Source organism: Nostoc edaphicum CCNP1411, assembly GCF_014023275.1.
GTDB classification, from domain to species: Bacteria; Cyanobacteriota; Cyanobacteriia; order Cyanobacteriales; family Nostocaceae; genus Nostoc; species Nostoc edaphicum_A.
This window is the reverse complement of record NZ_CP054698.1, coordinates 5,091,937-5,110,679: the sequence shown is the minus strand read 5'-3', so window position 1 is coordinate 5,110,679 and position 18,743 is coordinate 5,091,937. Positions and strand designations below refer to the sequence as shown.

Sequence of the window (18,743 nt, the reverse complement as noted above, 5' to 3'; positions counted from 1 at the left end):
TTATCTGACTGTGATATTTTATATTCCCTCACCATAGTTTCCTTATTCTGAATTCTGTATTCTGAATTCTGTATTCTTTAATTTTAATTACACAGGCTGTCAACAGCAGCTTCAAGTGCTTTCACAAAGCCAGACTGACTCACTGTTGGCTCAACCATCCTTGAGTGTGCCCCTAGTGCGGGATTTCTAACAGCAAAATATACTTTATTGTAGAAATTCAAAACATCATGAGTCGCAAGCGGGCCCAAGAAAAACTCTCTGAGGCAGAACAAAAGTATCGCACTCTGGTAGAACAAATTCCGGGCGTTGTTTATATCTCACCAATAAATACCACTGTAAAAAAAGCTTATATTAGTCCGCAACTGCAACAATTATTGGGCATTGTTCCCGAAGACTGGAATCCTGATTTCTTGAATAGTTGGTTAGATTACACTCATCCAGACGATCACGATCGCTTTTGGCAAGCTGTAAACGCTACGATTGCTACTGGAGAGCCTTTGAGCATCGAGTATCGCATGATTAGGCGGGATGGCAGAATAATTTGGGTACGAAATCAAGCTAATCTCGTTCTGGATGCCGATGGACAAACTCAGGTACTTCAGGGTTTATTGTTTGATATTAGCGCTCGTAAACAAGTAGAAGCTGCACTGCAAGAGAGCGAAGCGCGTTCTCGTGCCATCCTCGAAGACCAAACGGAACTGATTGCTAGAGGCTTACCAGATGGCACTTTTACCTTTGTTAATGAAGCTTACTGTCGATTTTTTGGACTGGAGCGAGACAAAATTATCGGTCAGCACTACAAACCTGTTGTGTTTGAGGAAGACCAAGAACGTGTGTTTAGTCTGGTAAATTCCATCAGCTTAGAAAATCCCGTTATCACCATTGAAAATCGCGCTGTAGCTTGCCAAGGGGTGCGGTGGACGCAGTGGATTATTCGAGGGATATTTGATGACCAAGGTACGATTGTAGAACTTCAATCTGTTGGACGAGATATTACCGATCGTAAACGGGTAGAACAAGCTCTAAGTGAAAATGAGCAAAAATTCCGGGCGATTTTCAATCAAACCATTCAGTTTATCGGATTGCTTGAGCCGAATGGAATAGTATTAGAAGCGAACCAAACAGCGTTGGATTTTGCTGGGATTAGTCGAGAAGAAGTGGTAGGTAAGCCATTTTGGGAAGCAAAATGGTGGACAATTTCCTTAGAGACACAAGAGCAATTAAAAACTGCGATCGCTGCTGTTGCTAATGGTCAACCTATTCGCTATGAAGTTGACGTTTTAGGTCGAGATCATCAAATTATCACGATTGATTTCTCACTACGTCCCATACTTGATGAAGCAGGGCGTGTGACACTACTAATTTCTGAGGGACGAGATATTAGTGAATATCAAGCAGCGCTGCGCGAACGCCACAAAGCTGAAGAAGCATTGCGCTCAAGTCAAGACTTTCTCCAAAAGGTTGCTAATACCGTACCGCATATTTTGTATTTGTTTGACCTCTTAAAAGGAACGAGCATTTATCTTAATGAGAAAAGTGTGACAGTTTTAGGCTACTCCCCAGAGGAAATTTGTCAAGCAGATCCGCAGTGGTTCATAAATTGCTTTCATCCAGACGACCGACATCTCTGCTATGACATACCAAGTCGCTTCGTCAATCTGCAAGACAATGAAGTTCTTTCCACCGAATATCGATTTCGACACAAAAATGGGGATTGGCGTTGGCTAAATACACGAGAAGTCGTATTTGCCAGAGATGCTAACGGTAGTCCGACGCAGATTCTTGGCTCAGTAGAAGACATTAACACTCGCAAACAAGCCGAAGCAATGCTACGACAACAAGCAGAAGGTGAACGGCTAATTACTCAAGTAACTCAACAGATTCGGCAATCACTGAATTTGGAAGAGGTTCTGAATACAACAGTCAACAGTATTCGCCAGTGTTTGGGTTCAGATTCCGTAGCTATCTACCAGTTAGAACCTGACGGAAGTGGCAATTTTGCGGCGGAGTCATTGGCTGATGACTACCCCCAGAGATTAGAATTGACAATGCACCCATTTTCGCTCAACCAAGATTTTAGCGACTATTACCAGGGATTACCTAAAGTCTTCCATGATATTCAGGAGTCTGATTTTTCAGCCGATCTTTTTGAGTTATTACAACTCTATCAAATTAAGGCTGCTATAATAACACCGATTTTGAATGGAGAGCATCTATGGGGTTTACTGATTGCTCACCAGTGTGCCGCACCTCGTTACTGGCAAGCCTTTGAAGTTAATTTGTTGCAACAGTTAGCAAGTCAGGTAGCGATCGCGATTCATCAATCTGTACTTTACCAGCAAGTACAAGCTGCCAATGAAGAACTACACAGATTGGCTACCCTAGATGGTTTGACTCAAATAGCTAATCGCCGCCGATTTGATGAGTATCTTGAAACTGAGTGGCAGCGACTCAAACGTGAGCAAGTGCCATTATCTTTAATTTTGTTCGATGTCGATTTTTTTAAACTTTACAATGATAGCTATGGTCATTTAGCAGGAGATGATTGTTTGCGGCAATTGGCAAGTGCCCTCAAAAATATTGTTAAGCGTCCAGCCGATTTAGTCGCCCGTTACGGTGGGGAAGAATTTGCTGTGATTCTGCCTAATACAGAGATTCAAGGAGCAATCCATCTAGCTCAAACTATTCGACAAGCAGTATGCGACTTAGCTATTCCCCATACTCAGTCTCGTGTGTGCGATCGCGTTACCGTGAGTCTAGGTGTTGTCAGCATTGTGCCAAATTGCGAAATTTCACCGCCAGACTTAATTAATGCAGCAGACAAAGCACTTTATATAGCCAAACAGCAAGGACGCGATCAAGTTCATGCTGTTTGCGTCGTTACCCCTTCGTGAACTACCTCGCCGTAAAACGGACGTAGCTTCCAAATTCATCGGGAATAGCCTCCAGGACTCCGTAGTACTAGAAAGTCTTACATTCCCTTTGGTTTTCGCTTATGGCATTGATGGTCAAGACGCTAAATATAATACCATTAAAATCTGAGTTCCAAAACTGGCGCTCAATTATCTTAAATTACGAATTAGTATCATACCTTGCCTTCTATCCCTAGCCCACAGTTGATAACCTTTAATAAGCTTTAACAAAATTACTGTTAAAAAATCTCAAAATTTTAGTAAAAGTACTCACTGCATTGGCCAGACTTGTATTTTTAGGTAAATGTAGTTTGTTAGATATTTATAAAGTGTTGGGGAGTCTAGTAGATGAAGATACTGGTACTGAGTTGGGAGTTTCCACCAAGGATTATTGGGGGAATTGCGCGTCATGTCGCGGAGTTGTACCCAGAACTAGCAAAGCTAGGGCATGAAGTCCATCTAATTACAGCAGAGTTTGGTCAAGCTTCGATGTATGAGGTGGTTGAGGGAGTACACATACATCGCGTACCAGTTGGACATAGTAACGATTTTTTCCACTGGGTAGTTAATCTCAACTTGAGTATGGGAGATCACGGTGGTAAGTTGATCTTGGAGGAAGGGCCCTTTGATTTAATTCATGCCCATGATTGGTTAGTTGGAGATGCTGCGATCGCTCTCAAGCATAATTTTAAAATACCACTAATTGCTACAATTCACGCTACGGAATACGGACGCTACAACGGTATTCACACAGATATCCAAGGCTATATAAATGGCAAAGAAACATTGCTCGCTTACAATGCTTGGCGGATTATCGTTTGTAGCGACTACATGCGCCAAGAAGTAGAACGAGCGCTACATAGTCCTTGGGACAAAATTGATGTCATTTATAACGGTATCCGAGCCGAAAAGAAACAGCATCACATAAATTTTCATGCTCTGGATTTTCGCCGTCAATTTGCCACAGACAATGAGAAAATCGTTTACTACCTCGGTCGTATGACCTACGAAAAAGGTGTACCTGTATTACTTAATGCCGCACCTAAAATCCTTTCAGAAATGGGAGGTAATGTTAAATTTGTCATCGTTGGTGGCGGCAATACTGACCATCTCAAGCGCCAAGCCTGGGATTTGGGAATTTGGCATCATTGTTATTTTACCGGTTTTCTCTCCGATGAATACTTAGATAAATTCCAAACTGTTGCTGACTGTGCCGTTTTTCCTAGTCTTTACGAACCCTTTGGGATTGTGGCTTTAGAAAGCTTTGCTTCTCGTGTTCCAGTGGTAGTTTCCGATACTGGTGGTTTTCCAGAAGTGGTGCAACATACCAAAACAGGCATTGTGACTTGGGTGAACAATCCCAATTCTTTAGCTTGGGGAATTTTGGAAGTATTGAAAAATCCAGGATATCGGCAATGGTTGGTGGATAACGCTTATGAGGATTTAGAGCGACGCTTTAGCTGGCCAAAATTAGCCAAGCAAACTGAAGAAGTATATCAGCGAGTTGTGCAAGAGCGATCGCAAATTGCCTGGTAGTTCAGAGAATACACTGTTTCATATATGACATCAGGGACAGCTAAATTTAGCTGTCCTTAACTATTGCTGAATCGAAGTTCATAAATGTAATGTTTTTGGTAATGTTTTTGAACTTGCATAAATCTTCAATTAAGGGGTGATAGTTTTTCAACGTGCACTGCTTCAGCAAAAAGTGAATAACTAATAACTGATTTAATTCCTTGAGCAGAGTAAATTTAGTGGGGTTACAGATGTGATTTTTTTCAATTACGTCATCATTAAGTGGCTAGGTGTTCCTTATAGGGTAAAGAACTTTTCTCTCCCTCCAATTTCCAAAATTGGAAATGCAGTTTCCGCTCATGATGATGCCTCCTAGTTGACCGAAGAGGCAGGGAAGCAGGAGAGAAAGATACTGAAATTCCTCTGCAAAAATGGTTTCAAGCCCCTAAGAGGATGTTTGAAAAGTCCTCTTGTCGGTATCAAAAATTTTAGATCCCCCCTAACCCCTTTTTAAGGGGGGAACCAGAATTAAAGTCCCCCTTTTTAAGGGGGATTTAGGGGGATCTAAAAGTGATTAAAGTCACAGCGAAACACTTTTCAAACAACCTCTAAATTTATTTATGAGGTTTCCCCCCTGCTCCCTGCCCCCTGCCCCTTTTCCTCTTCTTTGACTTGGACTTATTGTTTGAGTTGTAAGGCAAATAGGAAATATCACAATCACAGAAGGATCTGAGAAAGCAGATTACAGCTTATCTGCATAATTATCTTTCTGTCAATTTAAGTCCTAACTCTCTTGCGGCACTTATTAACAAACAGCCGCGTAGTAAACAATCAATGGAAAACTTCAGCCGAATTTAAATGCACAGTAAAGATTGCATTCAAATTGTGTTGAAAACAAATCATGATTAAGGAAAATTCTCATGCCTTTAAATAGACTTTTTGATTCAGGACAGGCTTTGCCAATACCTGATGTGCAAAAAACTACTTTTGCATTAGATGCAGTTGCTCGTTTAGTTTGCAATACTTGGGAAGAAATCCTCGCAGCACAAGCAGGTGGTCAATTTGACGCTGTGGTGATTGGCTCAGGGATGTATGGTGCATACACAGCTACCAAGTTGTTTGAGTTTGGTAAGGACTTACCAAACCAACAACCACGCATTCTAGTTTTGGAATCTGGGCCATTCCTGATCAGCGAACATTTTCAAAATCTGACTCGCGTTGGTAACTTATTTAACTCAGTTTTGGAACCACTGGTTGAGCCAAATTCCCAGGGAAGAAACATCGGCGAACCCTCAAATTATGCCGGTGCTAATAGGCTAAATGATCATCACCGTTGTGTGGGTGGCAAATCGCTGTTTTGGGGCGGCTGGACACCGCGTCTGGTCGAAGACGATCTCAAACAGTGGCCCGCCGAGGTTGTGGAATATCTGCGGCTCAAAGACAAGCCCGACGGCTATGAATATGTAGAGCGTGAAATCGGCACTTGGCCCGTCGCCGACTTTATCAATGGCGATCTGTTCGATATTCTCAAAGACCGTGCTAAAAGCGTGTTGAGCAAAGTGCCGTCACTAACAACAGTGCAAGATCCACCGATCGCAGTGCTAGGTCAATCGCCGGGGTCTGGCTTATTTAGTATGGACAAGTTTAGCAGCTTGCCTCTGCTGCTCGATGCCATCCGCGAAGCCAGTAATCAAAATGATGCCAACCGACGGCTGTTTCTCGTGCCCAATGCCGAGGTAATCAAGTTAGAAACTAGTAACGGCGTCGTCACCCAAATTGTGGTGGCTTTAAAAAATCCGTTTGACCCCAACAACAAGAGCCAAGCTCGGATCGTGCGTCTGGATGTCAAACCCAGCGCTGCGATCGTGCTGGCAGGCAATACTGTCAATTCAACACGTCTGGCTTTAAATTCATTCCCACGCCCCAAAACGTTGCAGCCGAACTCAGAGTTGATCGGGCGGAACTTGATGGTTCACGTTCGTGGCAACTTCATTTGGAAGATCGCCCGCCCCGCCTTGGGTGTCCCGTCAGAACTGGAAAAAGAGTTGCAGACTGCTGCTCTCCACATCCCAGGCTCAACACAAACAACCAAAGGCCCGGGACAATTCCACTTTCAGTTTTATGCTGCCCCAAATGTATTCACCTCAGCCTTTCCTAATGCCCCCAATAATCCCGAAGAGTTCCTCTACCGGGTAGTACCGAACATTGAGGAGTTTGAGAAGATTCTCGCCGCTCAAACTACCGGGACGATTGAGAACAAGGTTGTGATCGGCATTCGCACCTGTGGCGAAACCTTTGGCGATCGCACAACCCCAATCGGTAATCCTAATAGTAGTTGGATCAGCGTCAATCCCTTCGGCGGTATTGGCGATGATGTGTACTTTGAGAACGGACGGGAACTGCGCGTACCTAAAGCATTTGTAAACCTAGTAGAAACGCCCGCAGACAAACAAGTTCGAGATGCTCAATCTGAAGCAGCTTTTGCCTTCATTGAGGCGTTGGCTGGTCAACCAAAAGGCAGTGCCACCAAAAAAGACCCCAATGCACCGATTGAGTTCTTTAGCGGCGGGGAAGATGGAATAGGTACCACTTATCACGAATCAGGGACATTGTGGATTGGTAACGACTTCACCACATCGGTAACAGATGTAAATGGTCGTTTCCACCACGTATCTAATGCCTATTGCGTAGATCAGTCTATTTTCACTACCGTTGGTTCAGCGAATCCTGTACCCACAGGGCTAACCCTATCCCGTAAGATTGCTCGCTCAATTATTGAACGCTACTCCCAAGTTCAAACGATTGACAACGAAGCAGGTTTTGAAACCCTTTATCGGGGTAACTTCAAGGCTGATGGTTGGGAAATTACAGCATCAGGTAGCCAAAACTTCTTTGATGTCCCAAATCAGAGTGGTGCTGTGCTTGGTGCAGGTGTTGGTAATAAAAATGTCGCCCTGGGCGTTCTCTGGTTTACTCGGAAAAAATTCCAGAATTTCATTCTGAAGTTGGATTGGAAAGCCTTCGACATCGAAGCTAACTCTGGTATTTTCCTGCGAACACCAGAACCCAAAGCTCTTGATGATAGCTTCTATAACTCCAGCACCGAAATTCAAATCGATGAGCGCGGTTACGACTTCCGCAATAACGTTTATGGTAGTCCCTTGCACAAAACAGGTGCAGTATATGAAGTTTTCCCCGCTCAAAAATGGGCTGCGAAAGTCTTAAGTCCGCGCAACTCCGGTAATCAAGAATACTGGAACAGCTATGAAATCAGAGTGCAAGGTAATGAGATTGAGGTCAAACTCAATGGTCAATTAGTTAGTAAAGGAGCCTTCTCGGAACTCTTAGGATTTGCCGATCCCAGCGACGGTAAGAAGAAGCGTTCAGAAGGTTTCATTGGCTTCCAGTGCCATACCGAAGTAGTTCAGTTCCGCAACATTCGGATTAAGGAACTGTAATCCGAATATTGCGACACCTTGGTACCATTCCAAGCTGACCTCTTCCCTACTGGCCCCTCTCCGAGGAGCTACGGTGTACACACAAGTCTCTTGACCTGCACCTTTGTTGCATCGACCTGCACCTTTAATGCATCAATCTGCACCTTTGATGCATCAAAGGTGCACCTTTAATGCATCGACCTGCAAAAATTAACCCCTATGGTACAGAGATCAGCGACTATAGCAACCTCGATCGACTACCTACAGGTGGTGTTGGGTTGCTATTCATGTGCTACCAGTCTGATATCTGGGAACAATTTGAGTTTATTCAGAGGTTCTGGTCTAACAATCCCACATTTCTGGAGCCCGCTATGTCTATAGGTTCAGGGAAATTTACGAGGCTAATCGAGATGTGATTGGGCCCGATCTTACCGTACTGGTGCCTGGGCGGAGAATTCGCATTCCGCAATTATAGGGAACAACACGTAAAGGCTGCGCCAAAGAAGGCGTTGACTTTAGAGATGCGATGAAGAATTAAGTCAATTTCAACAACTTAAACATTTGGACAAAACAACAATGGCAAATCTATCTACCTTAGCTTCAACAGAAACCCAAACCAACCGCCACTTGAGACTGATCTCTGACAGCGTGGGTGATTTTTTTACTGCTGGTGCCGTGATAGAGCTTGATTGGCAATATACTTTCTTGGGCGGCAGAAGCGGATTTTATTCTGCATCGCCATTACGCATTTCTGTTACGCCAGCGCATCCCGATCTTGTGGATAATATAAAAGTGAAGCTGGTGGAACCTAATCGCCTTACCGGAGCCTTGGATAAGGAAGAGAATATTACGCTCGATCGCGAAAATGACAAGTACGTTGGGCAAATCAACTGGGATTCAACAACCAACAATCCCTATCAAGAGTTAAGCGTATTATTTGAAAGCAGCGATCGCGATCGCCTCTCTCCTTCTTTGTTGAAAGACCCAATCAGCAAGCGTTTTAATTTCTTAATTTCGTTGCATAGCGAAGGCGTGTAATTCGGCCTAATGATTGGAAAATAGCCAATATTTTTTGGTTAAGTAAAATTATTTGTTGAGGCAAGCAGTTCTTGAGTAGGGGGAGTTTTTCTTTTTTCTTTTTTCTCCTCCTACTTCTCCAGTTGATCCGAACCGTATTCAGAGTTACCTTTTTGGTTTTCAATTTTGGATTTCATCTGGTCGAAATTATAGCGGTTATCGCTCAAGCGATCGTAGGGCACAGCATTGCTGTGTCCTCACCGTGTATTGTGATGTATTGCTTCCATTGGAGAAGCACTATAAAAGACACAAGCAATAGGGAGATTTTCGCAGAATAGGGCAGAGAATAAATGATTACTCCGCGATATTTTGCGTTAACAAACAGTACAAGCCCTGTACGCTGGAAATTTTACCCTATCTAGTGCCAGAGTTAAGCTAGTACGTGTCTAAGTTGCACATTTTTTCGTTAAAACTGTCATTTGTCATTAATTATTTACAAAGGACAACTGATAAATGACTAATGACAAAAGACGAATTTCACGGATAAATAAGCAATTAAAGTGCGTAATAGCCTAGCAATAATTGCAGTTTGCTCCAGAAGTTTAGTATGACAAAGGCATTCCCAAGCATAGCAAGGCGCTTGAAAAGTACAGGAATCAAGTTGTTGAAGATGGGAACCTTCCTAATAACCCGTTTTATTGCAAGCTGGAAACGCTACTTCCTGGGTGACACTGTTGATGTCCGCCCCTCCCCCTCTCCCTCTCCTTCATCTGATGTCCGTCCCTCTTTAGGGGGGCCAGTCCTAAGCTTAGGTGGAGGGGGCCCCGATGTCGATGATGCTATCCAGTGGATGATTAACCAAGTTCGGGGAAGTAGCAACTCCAGTACTAAAGTTAATGTTGTAGTTCTCCGCACTAATGGTAATCACGATTACAATCGGCTAATTTCTGCTATGAAGGGTGTAAATTCTGTGGAAACTCTTCTGATTCGCAACAGACAAGAGGCAAACAAAGCCGAGATTTATGAAAAAGTCAGAAACGCTGAAGTGGTTTTCTTTGCTGGCGGCGACCAATGTCAATACATCCGCAACTGGAAGGATACTAAGCTTGAGGCTGCTGTTAAGTCAGTTTACCTGAAGGGAGGTGGTGTTGGTGGCACCAGTGCGGGTGCGATGATCCAAAGTGATTGTGTCTATGATGCTTGCGCTTCTTCTGAAAAAGGCATTGAAACTAGAGACGCACTCGAAGATCCTTACCGAGACATTACTTTTACTTACAATTTTTTCAATTGGAGTAATTTAAAGGGAACTATCGTAGATACGCACTTCGACAGGCGAGAAAGAATGGGTCGAATTATGACTTTTATTGCCCGTCAAATTAAGGATGGTGTATCTAGCAGTGTTTTAGGCATAGCAGTTAGTGAAAGTACATCGGTTCTTGTAGATAAAAACGGTTTGGTGAAAGTTATGGGTAGGGGTGCGGCGTATTTTGTACTTGGCAATCATCAACCTGAAGTCTGTGAACCCCGCAAGCCTTTAACCTTTTCTAATTACAAAATTTGGAAAGTTCGCAGTGGCGACACCTTTAACTTGAGAAACAGACCAACCTCTGGGTATTATCTCAGGAGTGTCAAAAGGGGACGGATTGATTCAAATCCTTATTGAAGTTGGGAATGGGGCATGGGGCATGGGGCATGGGGCATTGGGCATGGGGCATAAAGAGTAAGATTTGAACTTTTATCTTCAGAGGCTCAAAGTTTAAGTTTTAACTCTCCCTTTTCCTACCCAATGCCCAATTCCCAATGCCCAATGCCCGATTCCTCTCTACTTTCTACCAGGGAACCACGCCATTTTCATCAAAAAACCCTCCGCTAGAACCATCATCAGGTAAAGTAGCAAGTCTCACTATTGCGATCGCTCCTTGCTCAACAGTGCGATACCCTTGGTATTGATTAATGTCTGTTGCTGTGAAACCAGGGTCAGCAGCATTGACTTTAATCGGGGTATCTTTAAGTTCAGCAGCCTATAGATTGCATTCACTGCTGTTTTTGATGAGTTATAAGCAAGAAGCTTAAAATCAACGAACTCATAATTAGGATCAGAGTTTTGAGTCAGAGAACCTAAACCACTTGATAAATTCACTATTCGCCCTGCTGTTGACTTTTTTAAAAGTGGCAGCAGGGCTTTTGTAACTGCAAACACTCCAAATACATTGGTTTCATAAGTTTGTCGCAGTGTTTCAATATCAACTTGACTAGGTGGAAGGCGATCGCCATCAACCAGTATCCCAGCATTGTTTACAAGGATGTCAAGTTTTCCGAATTCGCTCTCGATTTGTTCACTCACGGAATCGATTGTTTTTTGGTCGATGACATCAAGTTGAACTGATCGAGCATCGATCTGATTTAAACGAAGTTTATTCGCCGCTTCTTCACCACGTCCGATATCTCTTGAACCAACAAGAACAGTAGCACCTCTAGAACCTAATTGGCGTGTAATCTCATACCCGATACCTTTGTTTGCACCTGTAATCAGCGCAACTTTGCCTTTTAAATCTTCTGACATATTTTTTTCTATATTTTAATGAACACTGACAACTGTTACTATCTTCGAGTAAATCTAGTGATAAACACAAGATTCAGGATTTAGTAATGCTACACAACTAGTACAGTACGGCGGAAATAAACCACCCATTCCCAATCAACAAAACCCTTACGCTGTCTTCATTTTTAATTTTTAATTCCGCCTTGCGGTACTAGTACTTGTCCGTTATGTTTACACCAGTAGTAATTCACACCTCAGATAGCTGTTGAGAAAATATTTGCAGCTTAGACTAACATTTGACAGATTCTTGAAGAAGGTAGATATGCAAACCAAACAGCTTGGTAATTCGGAGCTTCACATTACCCCAATCGGCTTTGGTGCTTGGGCGATCGGTGGAGGTGGATGGGCTTTTGGTTGGGGAGCGCAGGATGATCAGGAATCGATCGCAGCGATCAATAGCGCTCTCGACCTCGGCGTTAATTGGATTGACACCGCAGCTGTCTATGGTTTGGGACATTCGGAGGAGGTTGTAGCTAAGGCACTCAAAGGTCGATCTAGTCACCCTTACATTTTCACTAAATGCTCAATGATCTGGGATGAAAAGGGTGAAATTGGTCGCAGCCTGAAGGCGGATTCTGTGCGGCGTGAGGTTGAAGCTAGTCTACGCCGACTCGATATTGAAACCATTGATCTTTACCAAATCCACTGGCCCAACCCTGACTCAGACATCGAAGAAGGTTGGACAACTCTTAACAAGCTTAAGGATGAAGGTAAGGTTCGCTATATTGGGGTTTCAAACTTTAATGTAGAACAGTTGAAACGTGTCCAGGAAATTGCACCAGTTACCTCATTGCAACCACCTTATTCACTGGTGAAGCGCGATGTCGAGAAGGAAATTCTGCCTTTTTGTCAGGAAAATAACATAGGTGTGATTGTGTATTCACCGATGCAATCTGGCTTGCTCACAGGAAAGATGACACCTGAGCGGATTGCCAATTTCCCAGATGATGATTGGCGTAAGAATAGCAGTGAATTTCAGGAGCCACGTCTGTCTCGTAACTTGAAGCTAGTCGAGGTGTTGCAGCACATTGCTCAACAACACGATCGCTCGGCCGGTGAGGTAGCGATCGCTTGGACTTTAAACAATCCGGCGGTGACAGCTGCGATCGTGGGCGGACGCAATCCAAAGCAGGTGGAAGGAATCATCGGTGCTGGGGAATTTCGCCTCAATCAGCAGGAACTAGATCAGATTGGCACCTTCCTGCGCGAAAATCCATAAACCAGGAGTCAGGAGTCAGAATTCAGAATTCAGAATACTCCATGCCTTCATGGATGGAGTATTAACAAGGAAAAATATTTTAATTCAATTTTACTCAGTAACCCCAAAAAGTTCTTTTACTTTGTCGCTACGCCGATAATATGAGGGCTGACAATTGGCAATTGTGCATCAAATCGCTCATAATTCACACTAGTGAAACCAGCTTTTTCTAAGGCTATCCAAGTTTCTCTATCTGGATGGCAACCATCACCTATCACTTTCCAAATCGGACGAATTGTGCTTTGTAGTTGTCGTAATAAACTTCCTGGAGGTGCGGCGACATGTTCAATAAATAAGAAGCGTCCGCCTGGTTTTAGTACTCTTAAAATTGCCTGTAATGTATAATCTATATTCGGCACTGAACACAAAACTAAGGTACTAACAACAGTATCTATGCTATTATCTTCAGCATCTAGCCATTCAGCATTACCAATGCGAAGGTCGATGTTTAAACCCAGCTTTTCTGCTTGTTTTTGCAGATAGGAATGCATGTGTGGGTTTGGCTCGATTCCTATCCAGTGGATATCTTTAGGATAGTAGGGAAGGTTAGGGCCTGTTCCTGGGCCTATTTCTAACACTTTACCTTGAAGATTGGCAAAAAGAGAACGTTTGCGTAGGCGTAGCCCGTCGTAGACATCGCATACGATTTTATCATACGTGCTGCTACTTTGAGCCATCATCCAGGCAAAAAAACGTTTGCCAAAGTTACCATAAATCTGTTTTTGTGAATCTCCAATAATTTGGTTTACAGTCATTATCTACTTCCTAACTTTTAAGGCTATAAATTGGTGTACCAAGCAATCATTGATAGCCTCAAGGTACGATATTTTTTGTTGCTTATACCTCACCCATTAGAATCACCTGATCGGGTGATTTCAATAAATATACATACATAGTGATTTACCGCAAGCTACCACAGAAAGAGCAAAATCACAGAGGCAGAAGTAGAATTTGCCAATAATATAAAAAGCGTTCCGCAATTGGGAACGCTATATTTTGGTAAATTCTATTCAGATAACCTGAATTTAAATTGAAAATTGCTATTTGCTAAAATCAGGCATGGAGATTTGCTTGTTCTTGCAACCAAGGATCTACAGGTTGTCCATCTTTACGGCGTAATTCAATCTCCACTACCATGACTTCTTTTGAACCAGGAGGCGCAGGTTTTTGATGAAAAATAATCTCATAATCTAGCGGATTGTGTTTGCGTTCTTTTAACCAATCCTGCACCTTGGTTGTGGCAAATAATGATTGTCCCTGCTCAAACATTCTGGTAATCTGCATTTGCAGTGTATAGGGATTTATGCGACTCATTTCCTACCGCCTTTGTTAAATAAATTTTAGGCAAACTAATCTGCTTTTCCTACATAATCTGATGTTAGTTTAAGGATGGCAAGATGCCTACCCTACTATGAAAAGTGCTGAGTTCCTGAGTAAGGTAAAAAATTATCTGCACTCAACCAGTGCTTATATGTCAATACGCTTGGTTTAAGGGTTATTGGTGTAGATAACTGGTCTTTGAAGATACGATAAATCGCGTCTCTACATGAGGCTTTTGGGCTGATCTGAACTGTATTGGGTTATATATTCTTTACATTAATTTGTACTTTTTACTACCAAAGTCTCACTTTTATCTAACTTAAAGCAAATCCCTTAAGCCTAAAAGGGTTTCACTAAGGCAGTTTTAGCCCAAAAAACTTTTCTACACTATCACTAGAAGTCTAGCTTAAGTATATACACTGTGAAAAATAAGATACTATAAAATACTACCCACTTAGATAAAAGGTGTGACACGATGAACCTTGTATTAACAAAGTTACTATCACACTAAAGATTCAAAGATATGTTGACAAAAAGTTTTCTGTTGAAATTAGGATGTGTTGTAGCCTTAACAGGATCTGTCCTAATGCCAACAACAGCGAAGGCATCTAATATAGGAAACACTGAAACCTTGATAGACTGGGATCAACTCGCCACTGGATGGACAGCACCAAAATCAGGTGAAGTTCGCAGCTTTCAAGCTGGTACAGGAACAGTTGACCTGAAATTTGACCTTGGTTCACAAACTACGTTCGCTAGTTTTGGTGGTAGTGGGTTGACTCCCGCTATTGGCAGCACTCTCAATGGTAGTCAGGGTGTAAATGACAAAAGTCTGCATCTACAAATTAACCCTTCAGCAGTTGGTCTGACAAAGGGGGCTAACTCGATGACTATGACGACTAGCTTCAAAGATTTTAGTAGTCCCCTCACAGATGTCACCTTTAAGCTGTTTGATGTTGATATCAGCAATAGCAAAACTTGGCAAGATAGGGTAATTTTGAAGGGATTTTTGGGAGATCAGGTTGTTAACGCCATTTTTAATCCAGTTTTAAGTCAAAAAAATACTATCCAGCAAGTCGATGCTTACACTCTTGATGGTATAGGATTCGATTCAGATGCTACTAACGGAGATTTCGGTACTGTGTTAGTGAAGTTTGCTAGCGCCATTGATCGTTTTGAGTTGGTCTTTACAGATGGCGATGATATCGGTACTAGAAATCCAGATAGCCACGGTATCGGTATTGGCGATATCAAATACACCGCTTCTAGCCAAAGTGTTCCAGAACCCGCTTCTATATTAGGTTTATTGGCATTTGGTACTTTTGGGGTTAGTTCAGTCCTGAAGCGCAAACGATAAAACCCTCAATCATGATTGTGTGTAAATGAATTTATTTGTAGGGTAGGCAATATGCCTACCCTTTATAGTTCAATACAGTTCAGATAAGACCAAAACACTTGTAGAGACGGCGATTTATCGCGTCTCGAAAACCCACGATTTTGTACAATTAGCCCTTAACTGAACCTATTGCTTTATAGTTATTAAGCAATACGGTTTGCTTAAAGGGGCAGAATAAAAAACCTTTAACCCAAACCCAGTAACCTTTTCCCCAAAGGTAACTCTGAGTTCAAAATGCTTATCGGAACCGTATTGAGTTATTAACTACTTAATTTTGTTATAGATTGGAGAGAGGCACGCCGCTTCAAAAACTGACCAAGAGACTGAGATGGTTGTTATGAAGAGCAAAAATCAAGCTATTTTCGCTTTAATTGTAAAAAGCACTATTGTTTTTTTCCCTTTAGTGCTAAATGCTACTATTGCCAGTGGACAATCTGCACCATTACCCTCCCCAGCACTAACTCCTACTCCAGTCTTATCGAATCAGGAACGGGAAGAATTGACGCGATTACGAGCCGAAAAGCAAGTTCAATCTGATTTAAAGAGGGCTTTTAGCCGTACAACTATTCTAATTAATATCTGGCTAGTTATATTAAGTCTATTTCCAGTCGCAATTATTGCTTTATTTTGGCTTCTACGACGGGCAGTAATCCGTGAAATTGTTGATCGAGCAATGCAACAAATGCAGGGAATGGAAAATTTGCAAAATCAGCTAACCACTGTTAAGCAAGAAGCTGAAAATGTTATTCAAGAATCTAAAAAAATCAATTATGAATTAGAGCAGGAAACGGTTGCTTTAAAACAAAAAATTAAAAATGAACAAGAAGAAAATGTATCTATCCTTACTTCTGAGCTAGATTTAGCTAAAGCACAGGTATTAAGTAGATTAGAAACTGAACTCAAAAAATCTCAAGGAAATATAGAAGTTTTAGAGTCAAAATTTGCTTCTGCACTGTCTAAGTTAGAGTTTGATGCTCAACAACAAAGAGATATTGCACTGGAGAATCTAAGTAAATTAGCATCTGTGATGACAGCGGAACTATCTAATTTCAAGTTAGGTGTGCAACAACAGCAAGAATTAGCGGTTGCTGATTTAGAAGTATCAAGGTCTGAGTTCACATCTCAACTTTCTGGATGGCAGTCTGATGCTCAAAAACAAAAGGATATAGCTATTGAAAGCTTAACAAAATTGCAATCAGAATTTGCTGAACAACTATCAGAATTACAGGTAGAGGCTCAAAAACAAAAAGATATCACATTTGAAAGTTTAGATAAAGAATTGAAGTTTAAATTATCAGAATTACAGGTAGATGCTCAAGAGCAAAAAAATAAAGTTGTTGAGAATTTAGCAGCATTGCAGTCAGAATTTGCTGAACAACTATCAGAATTACAAATAGATGCTCAAAAGCGCAAAGAGTTAATTATTGAGAATTTAGAGAAATCTGGTTCTGAGTTTAGTTCACAATTCTCAGAATTACAATGGAATGCTCAACAACAAAAGATTCTCATTTTAGAGAAGTTAGAAAGATTAGAAACTGAGTTTGTCTCTCAACTCTCTGAGTTACAATTGGATGCTCAAGAAAGAAAGGATCTCATCCTTCAAGAATTAACTGAAATTACACCTGAATCTATCCCAGAGGTAGTTAATTCTGAAGTTGAGGAAGAAATAAAGGAACAGCCACAACAACCCGAATTCACTGCTGATGAGTATGTAAAAGAGGGAGATGCGCTATTTTATAAAAAGCGCTATGAAGATGCGATCGCAGCTTACAACCAAGCGGTTAAAATCCAAGCTGATGAACCTGTGCCTTGGTTAAAACGAGGTCTAACTCTGGGAAGGTTGAAACGCTACAAAGATGCGATCGCTTCCTATGATAGAGCGATTCAGATTCAGCCAGATTATCATCAAGCTTGGTGCGATCGCGGCGTTGCTTTTGGAAACTTACAACAGCATCAGCAAGCCTTTGCTTCATTTGACAAAGCTACACAAATCAAGCCTGATGATGCAGTCGCTTGGTTAAATCGCGGTCTTTCTCTAGTAGCATTAGAACAATATGAAGAAGCAATAGCATCCTTGGATAAAGCCCAGGAATTCCAACCCAATTCTCCCAAAATCTGGGATAAACGCGGTTATACTTTGGTGAGATTAGGACGCGATGATGAAGCGATCGCTAGTTTTAACAAAGCCTTAGAAATTAAGTCAGATTACGCCAGTGCCCATTACAACAAAGCAGCCTGTTACGCACTGCAAAGACAAGTTGAACTATCTCTGCTATCTCTCCAACAAGCAATTGAACTTAATCCCAGGTATAAAGAAGACGCAACAACTGACCTAGATTTTGATGATATTGCTGATGATGAGCGCTTTAAGGAGTTAATTACAGCCTAAAAACCTAAAAGGCATTGGGCATTGGGCATTGGGCATTGGGGTTATCCTACTCTTGCTTCCCTACTTCCCCTGCTCCCCCTGCTCATCTTCTCCCTACTCCCCACTCCTCACACTTCCATTCTGTTCCCCAGACATCGCTTTGAGTTTAGATGTAAAAGAGTCAGAGCGATCGCTTTTTTCGGGAGTAAATTGCCCAATTGGGGCATGAATAGCAGCCGGTGGCAGCAGTTTCGGCTGTCGTTGATGATGGCTTGGTGATGGCGAAGGCGGTGGACTTTCTTGTGAAGTTTGCCTTTGGCTGACAGCAGATAATCGCTCAAGGGTTGCCGAAGAGGTAAATTTCCCAGAAAGCGGAGACTTCAAGACAGTTTTATGATCACTATCTACCTGCTTTTCTTCTTCACTCAAAGATGTCTTTGGTTCAGAACTTTTGAGTTGTAGGGTTGCAGTATTGTTGTATTGATAGCCATTGCGAATCTTCGCTGGTGGTAATTGAGGACTCGTCACTTTCTCAACAGTGGGGTTTTTCTTGGCTAGCGGTAAAGCTGGTACAGGCGACGAGGTTAAGCTTTGGGGAAACTTGCTACAAACCATGCGTTCAAATTCCATGTTGAAATGATATGTAGCTTGATCCCGGCGCTGCCAAAATACTAAGATTTGCTGCACGGAAACCGCTTTATAACGACCTTGATAGAGTGCCTCAATCACTGCCAGGTGTAGCCAATTCAGCGGGTATTGCGTTTGCCAACGTTCAACTAGCTCATTGGCACTATATCCACTGAGATCGAAACTATAGTTAATTAATAAAGCGATCGCCAAGTTGGCAGAGGTGTCTGGAAGTGTTGTTAACATGGGGCTATTAGCTTTAGGCAATAGGTCTAAGATTGGTCACCCATC

At 42.2% G+C, this 18,743-nt stretch carries 12 protein-coding genes; 8 read left to right on the top strand and 4 right to left on the bottom strand.

Features of this window, described 5'->3' with window-relative positions; all coding sequences use genetic code 11:
• Positions 1–227: 227 nt before the first annotated feature.
• From HUN01_RS24225 to HUN01_RS24200, 5 genes are all read left to right on the top strand, one after another.
• Positions 228–2,894, top strand: coding sequence for a PAS domain S-box protein (locus tag HUN01_RS24225; RefSeq protein WP_181928317.1), 2,667 nt, complete (start codon positions 228–230; stop codon positions 2,892–2,894).
• A gap of 366 nt (positions 2,895–3,260) precedes the next feature.
• The gene (locus HUN01_RS24220) at positions 3,261–4,448 is read left to right on the top strand and encodes a glycosyltransferase family 4 protein (RefSeq protein WP_181928316.1); all 1,188 of its coding nucleotides are present in this window, start codon (positions 3,261–3,263) and stop codon (positions 4,446–4,448) included.
• 899 nt (positions 4,449–5,347) lie between these two features.
• Positions 5,348–7,885 (top strand): 3-keto-alpha-glucoside-1,2-lyase-like domain-containing protein, encoded by a 2,538-nt coding sequence (locus HUN01_RS24215; protein ID WP_181928315.1) that lies wholly within the window; start codon positions 5,348–5,350, stop codon positions 7,883–7,885.
• A gap of 555 nt (positions 7,886–8,440) precedes the next feature.
• Positions 8,441–8,902, top strand: a complete 462-nt coding sequence (locus tag HUN01_RS24205) for a hypothetical protein (protein WP_181928313.1) — start codon at positions 8,441–8,443, stop codon at positions 8,900–8,902.
• Positions 8,903–9,488: 586 nt separating this feature from the next.
• Positions 9,489–10,544 (top strand): cyanophycinase, encoded by a 1,056-nt coding sequence (locus HUN01_RS24200; RefSeq protein WP_181928312.1) that lies wholly within the window; start codon positions 9,489–9,491, stop codon positions 10,542–10,544.
• A 240-nt stretch (positions 10,545–10,784) separates the two neighbouring features.
• On the opposite strand, the gene HUN01_RS24195 is transcribed toward HUN01_RS24200, so the two are convergent.
• Positions 10,785–11,444: an SDR family NAD(P)-dependent oxidoreductase gene (locus HUN01_RS24195; RefSeq protein ID WP_238845584.1), complete on the bottom strand. Its 660-nt coding sequence runs from the start codon at positions 11,442–11,444 to the stop codon at positions 10,785–10,787.
• Between the two features lie 301 nt (positions 11,445–11,745).
• Here HUN01_RS24195 and HUN01_RS24190 point away from each other — a divergent pair, with 301 nt between their 5' ends.
• Positions 11,746–12,702, top strand: a complete 957-nt coding sequence (locus HUN01_RS24190; RefSeq protein WP_181928311.1) for an aldo/keto reductase — start codon at positions 11,746–11,748, stop codon at positions 12,700–12,702.
• Positions 12,703–12,818: 116 nt separating this feature from the next.
• Here the strand turns inward: HUN01_RS24190 and HUN01_RS24185 are convergent, their stop codons facing one another.
• Both HUN01_RS24185 and HUN01_RS24180 read right to left on the bottom strand, forming a co-directional pair.
• Positions 12,819–13,496 (bottom strand): class I SAM-dependent methyltransferase, encoded by a 678-nt coding sequence (locus tag HUN01_RS24185; RefSeq protein WP_181928310.1) that lies wholly within the window; start codon positions 13,494–13,496, stop codon positions 12,819–12,821.
• 298 nt (positions 13,497–13,794) lie between these two features.
• The gene (locus HUN01_RS24180; RefSeq protein WP_069069950.1) at positions 13,795–14,055 is read right to left on the bottom strand and encodes a hypothetical protein; all 261 of its coding nucleotides are present in this window, start codon (positions 14,053–14,055) and stop codon (positions 13,795–13,797) included.
• Positions 14,056–14,647: 592 nt separating this feature from the next.
• Here HUN01_RS24180 and HUN01_RS35610 point away from each other — a divergent pair.
• Positions 14,648–15,418 (top strand): PEP-CTERM sorting domain-containing protein, encoded by a 771-nt coding sequence (locus tag HUN01_RS35610; protein ID WP_238845582.1) that lies wholly within the window; start codon positions 14,648–14,650, stop codon positions 15,416–15,418.
• Positions 15,419–15,794: 376 nt separating this feature from the next.
• The gene (locus tag HUN01_RS24170; protein ID WP_181928309.1) at positions 15,795–17,846 is read left to right on the top strand and encodes a tetratricopeptide repeat protein; all 2,052 of its coding nucleotides are present in this window, start codon (positions 15,795–15,797) and stop codon (positions 17,844–17,846) included.
• A 93-nt stretch (positions 17,847–17,939) separates the two neighbouring features.
• On the opposite strand, the gene HUN01_RS24165 is transcribed toward HUN01_RS24170, so the two are convergent.
• The gene (locus HUN01_RS24165; RefSeq protein WP_181928308.1) at positions 17,940–18,698 is read right to left on the bottom strand and encodes a hypothetical protein; all 759 of its coding nucleotides are present in this window, start codon (positions 18,696–18,698) and stop codon (positions 17,940–17,942) included.
• Positions 18,699–18,743: the final 45 nt, after the last annotated feature.

What these genes read in the sequence shown, in the direction of transcription:
- HUN01_RS24220 (WP_181928316.1), top strand. Translation starts at nt 3,261, where the DNA reads ATGAAGATACTGGTACTGAGTTGGGAGTTTCCACCAAGGATTATTGGG.
- HUN01_RS24165 (WP_181928308.1), bottom strand. Translation starts at nt 18,698, where the DNA reads ATGTTAACAACACTTCCAGACACCTCTGCCAACTTGGCGATCGCTTTA.
- HUN01_RS24205 (WP_181928313.1), top strand. Translation starts at nt 8,441, where the DNA reads ATGGCAAATCTATCTACCTTAGCTTCAACAGAAACCCAAACCAACCGC.
- HUN01_RS24195 (WP_238845584.1), bottom strand. Translation starts at nt 11,444, where the DNA reads ATGTCAGAAGATTTAAAAGGCAAAGTTGCGCTGATTACAGGTGCAAAC.
- HUN01_RS24190 (WP_181928311.1), top strand. Translation starts at nt 11,746, where the DNA reads ATGCAAACCAAACAGCTTGGTAATTCGGAGCTTCACATTACCCCAATC.
- HUN01_RS24225 (WP_181928317.1), top strand. Translation starts at nt 228, where the DNA reads ATGAGTCGCAAGCGGGCCCAAGAAAAACTCTCTGAGGCAGAACAAAAG.
- HUN01_RS24170 (WP_181928309.1), top strand. Translation starts at nt 15,795, where the DNA reads ATGAAGAGCAAAAATCAAGCTATTTTCGCTTTAATTGTAAAAAGCACT.
- HUN01_RS35610 (WP_238845582.1), top strand. Translation starts at nt 14,648, where the DNA reads ATGCCAACAACAGCGAAGGCATCTAATATAGGAAACACTGAAACCTTG.
- HUN01_RS24185 (WP_181928310.1), bottom strand. Translation starts at nt 13,496, where the DNA reads ATGACTGTAAACCAAATTATTGGAGATTCACAAAAACAGATTTATGGT.
- HUN01_RS24200 (WP_181928312.1), top strand. Translation starts at nt 9,489, where the DNA reads ATGACAAAGGCATTCCCAAGCATAGCAAGGCGCTTGAAAAGTACAGGA.
- HUN01_RS24180 (WP_069069950.1), bottom strand. Translation starts at nt 14,055, where the DNA reads ATGAGTCGCATAAATCCCTATACACTGCAAATGCAGATTACCAGAATG.
- HUN01_RS24215 (WP_181928315.1), top strand. Translation starts at nt 5,348, where the DNA reads ATGCCTTTAAATAGACTTTTTGATTCAGGACAGGCTTTGCCAATACCT.